Below are 3,757 nucleotides of genomic sequence, written 5' to 3'. Positions count from 1 at the left end.
GACTGCGACAGGCAGGGATTGACCCAGATGAAATTTAAGGTGAATGGTCATAAAAATAATAAAAAGTGTGGAGCTTACTGATTAACTGTTAGAACCTAGGAGTTTTGACGAATCACCTTTTCCCCAATGACCTTTTCCCCAATAACCAATTTCTAATGAATAATATTAATTCAAACCCCAAAATTCGTATTGAACATCTGATTAAAATTTATGGCGAAAAACCCCAAGCTGCCCTCAAACTGTTTCGCCAAGGTGGGAGTAGGGATTCTATCTTAGAAAAAACTGGTCAAGTCTTAGGTATTGCTGATGTTTCTCTGACAGTCAATCAAGGAGAATTGTTTGTGGTCATGGGGTTATCCGGTTCCGGAAAATCTACCCTAGCTCGCTGTATTAACCGCTTAATTAATCCCACCAGCGGCAATATCTATATCGATGATGAAGACATTGCCCATGTTGATGAGAAGCGGATGCGAGAGATTCGCCAGAGCAAGGTCTCAATGGTATTTCAGCGATTTGGATTATTTCCCCACAAAACAGTTGCAGAAAATGTCGGGTATGGTCTCAAGGTCCGGGGGATAGATCAAGCCAAACGCCGCAAAAAAGCCTTGGAAACCTTAGAGGTGGTAGGTTTATCCCAATGGGCAGATTATTTACCTTCATCCCTCAGTGGTGGCATGCGTCAACGGGTCGGTTTAGCCCGCGCTTTAGCCACAGATGCCGAGATTTTACTCATGGATGAGGCATTCAGCGCCCTCGACCCCCTAATTCGGCGGGACATGCAGGATGAATTACTGCGACTCCAGACAGAACTGCACAAAACCATTGTATTTATCAGCCATGATATTCAAGAAGCCCTTAAGATGGGCGATCACATAGCAGTGATGAAAGACGGTTATATCGTCCAAACTGGCACACCAGAAGAACTGGTTAACCAACCAGCTGACGACTACATCCGTGCATTCATCCAAGATGTTAACCGCGCCCAAGTCCTAAAAACTGGGTCAATAGCTCGTCAAACCCCTGCCTTAGTTCTTAAAGAAAACTCTGCTAAGGCTGGACTGGAAAAGATGATAGACCATCACCTCCAACAAATGTATGTTGTCGATGAACACAGCAAACCAGTTGGAATTGTCAAGAAACAATGGCTCGAAGCAGTCCTCCAAAAAGGAAGCGAAGACATTACTGAAGTGATGGAAACGGACTTCCCCACAGTCAACGCTTTAACCCACCTAGAAGATATATTTCACCTCTACCGAGATGGACTTCCTGTTGCTGTAGTCGATACTGACGGTACATTCAAAGGAATGGTGGAACAGTCTGATCTGATCGCTAGTATTGGCAAACCTCAAAAGCTTGTCCAAGACAACAGCTGATAGCACCTCAAGTAGCATCTCAAGTAGCGCTTTAGCTGATAGCTGATAGCTGATAGCTGATAGCTGATAGCTGATAGCTGATAGCTGATAGCTGAATGCTTACAAAGAAAATATCTAGATAAATCGACAATCTATACTATAAGAAGGTTCCTCGGAATAGTATTGTGTTCAATTCTTTAATTCTATCCCTTAATAATATCGCAACAAGCCAAGTCGGTCTAGATATTATCTTGAATCCCTTTGAGCTTTATACCTTACCCCTGGACGAGTGGATTACCGCAGTAGTTAATTTCCTAGTTGACAACTTCCGTCCCTTCTTTCAAGCAATTAGCTTGCCCATTACCTGGACTCTGGAAGGGATACAATCGCTTTTCCTATCGATTCCTCCCCTAATTTTCCTGATTATTCTGGGCTTGATAGTATGGCAAATTGCTGGGGGTAAAATTGCTATTTATAGCCTTATTGCCTTGACCTTGATTGGCTTTTTTGGAGCTTGGGAACAAGCCATGACTACCCTGGCGCTAGTGGTGACAGCTGTAGTCTTTTGCGTGGTGATTGGCATTTCCCTTGGCATTGCCTGTGCTAGTAGCGATCGCGTGGAGAAATTCCTGCGACCTCTGCTTGATGCCATGCAAACCCTGCCGTCATTCGTCTATCTTGTCCCAGTAGTAATGCTATTTGGCATTGGTGCAGTGCCAGGAGTAATCGCTACTCTAGTCTTTGCTGTTCCCCCCTTGATTCGCCTGACCAACCTAGGTATCCGACAAGTATCTACAGAAGTTGTCGAAGCTGCGATCGCATTTGGCTCAACCCCAATACAAATGCTTTGGGAAGTGCAAATTCCCCTAGCAATGCCAACTATCCTAGCTGGAGTCAACCAAGCCATATTATTAGCACTATCGATGTCGGTGGTGACTTCTATGATTGGTGTCGGGGGACTGGGACAGATGGTCTTACAAGGTCTCGGTCGGGTGAATGTCGGACTAGCTGCTGTGGGAGGATTAAGCATCGTGCTGATTGCGGTGATGCTCGACCGGATCACTCAAGTGGTGAGTCAAGGCAACAACCAAATCCCTTGGCTAGAGCGAGGACCGATTGGTTTTGTGCGTTTGAGGTTAACCAGTAAACCACGGACTGGGACTACTGTTGCTGTAACGGTTTTAGTGGCATTGCTTGTGGGTTTCATCAGCTGGCAACAAATTCCCCAAGCTACAACCGAATTAACTGCATCAGAAATAGCCCTACCTGGGAAAGGGGTGAAGGTACGCTCTACCTATGGTTATCTAGCCGATTCACAATTCATGACACACATCGTTAACACGGCTCTGGAAAAGCTCGGTTACGAGATTGAAAAACCCAAACAACTCCAACCAACCACCAGCCACATCGCTTTGGGTAATAACGACCTCGATTTTACCGCTAGCCACTGGGAAAAGTTACACACAGAATTCTTTGAAAAAAATGGTGGCGAAAAGAAATTAGAGCGAGTTGGAGTTATTGTTTCTGATCTGTTGCAAGGGTATCAGATTGATAAAAAAACTGCTGAAAAATACAATATCACCAATTTGGAACAACTCAAAAACCCTAAAATTGCCAAACTCTTTGACTCCGATGGAGATGGTAAGGCAAATTTAGCCGGTTGTATTCCCGGTTGGGGATGTGAGTTAGTTATTGAGCATCACTTAGATGCTTATGGGCTCAGGGATACTGTCGAACACGACCAAGGAGAATATAGCGTCCTAATTGCGAATAGCATTGCTCGCTACAAACAAGGAAAACCCGTCTTATACTACACTTGGACTCCCCTGTGGCTGGCTACGGTATTAAAACCAGGTGAGGATGTGGTTTGGCTAGAAGTTGCCCAAACCAATCTACCAGAAGCCCAGAAAGGGTTGACAGAAAAACATACTTCAATCGATGGTAAAAATCTCGGATTTGCGGTGGATCGGGTTCGCTTTGTGGCCAACAAAAAATTTATAGCAGCCAACCCAGCCGCCAGAAAATTGTTTGAGCGATTTAAGATGTCGATTGAGGATATTAATGCTGAAAGCCTACGGGCCGAAAAGGGGGAAAATAGCCCAGCAGATATCCGTCGCCATAGCCAAGAATGGATTAAAAAGAATCAAAAGTTGTTTGATAGCTGGGTTGAAGAAGCTAGAAACGTTGGAGAAACTTCTGGAATTTGAGGTTTCCTATAATTTACGAGAACATGAATATTGTCAAACTTGAATAATTGGTCATTGGTAAAGGGTAATTGGTATTTGTGATTAATCCCGAGTTATAGCAGAAGTCAGAAGTCAGAAGTCAGAAGTCAGAAGTCAAACTCTTGCGCTTACTTAGGTTTGAGACTTTTGTCATGTCCGCGCCTGCCCTGGGGACTGCTA

Annotated in this window: 2 protein-coding genes; both read left to right on the top strand. The window is 44.4% G+C overall.

The features are described from left to right. Positions 1-155 precede the first annotated feature (155 nt). Entirely contained in the window at positions 156-1,373 is a 1,218-nt protein-coding gene (locus F6J94_RS31695; RefSeq protein ID WP_293020986.1) for a glycine betaine/L-proline ABC transporter ATP-binding protein, read from the top strand. Between the two features lie 164 nt (positions 1,374-1,537). Next, positions 1,538-3,559, top strand: a complete 2,022-nt coding sequence (gene proX, locus F6J94_RS31690; RefSeq protein WP_293047523.1) for a glycine betaine/L-proline ABC transporter substrate-binding protein ProX — start codon at positions 1,538-1,540, stop codon at positions 3,557-3,559. Positions 3,560-3,757: the final 198 nt, after the last annotated feature.

It is taken from the genome of Moorena sp. SIO1F2 (assembly GCF_010672755.1).
Taxonomy (GTDB): domain Bacteria; phylum Cyanobacteriota; class Cyanobacteriia; order Cyanobacteriales; family Coleofasciculaceae; genus Moorena.
Note: the sequence above shows the minus strand (reverse complement) of the source record. Positions and strands in the feature narration are given on the sequence as shown.

Excerpts from the sequence above, each read along its gene's own strand:
- F6J94_RS31695 (WP_293020986.1), top strand. The coding sequence starts at position 156 with ATGAATAATATTAATTCAAACCCCAAAATTCGTATTGAACATCTGATT.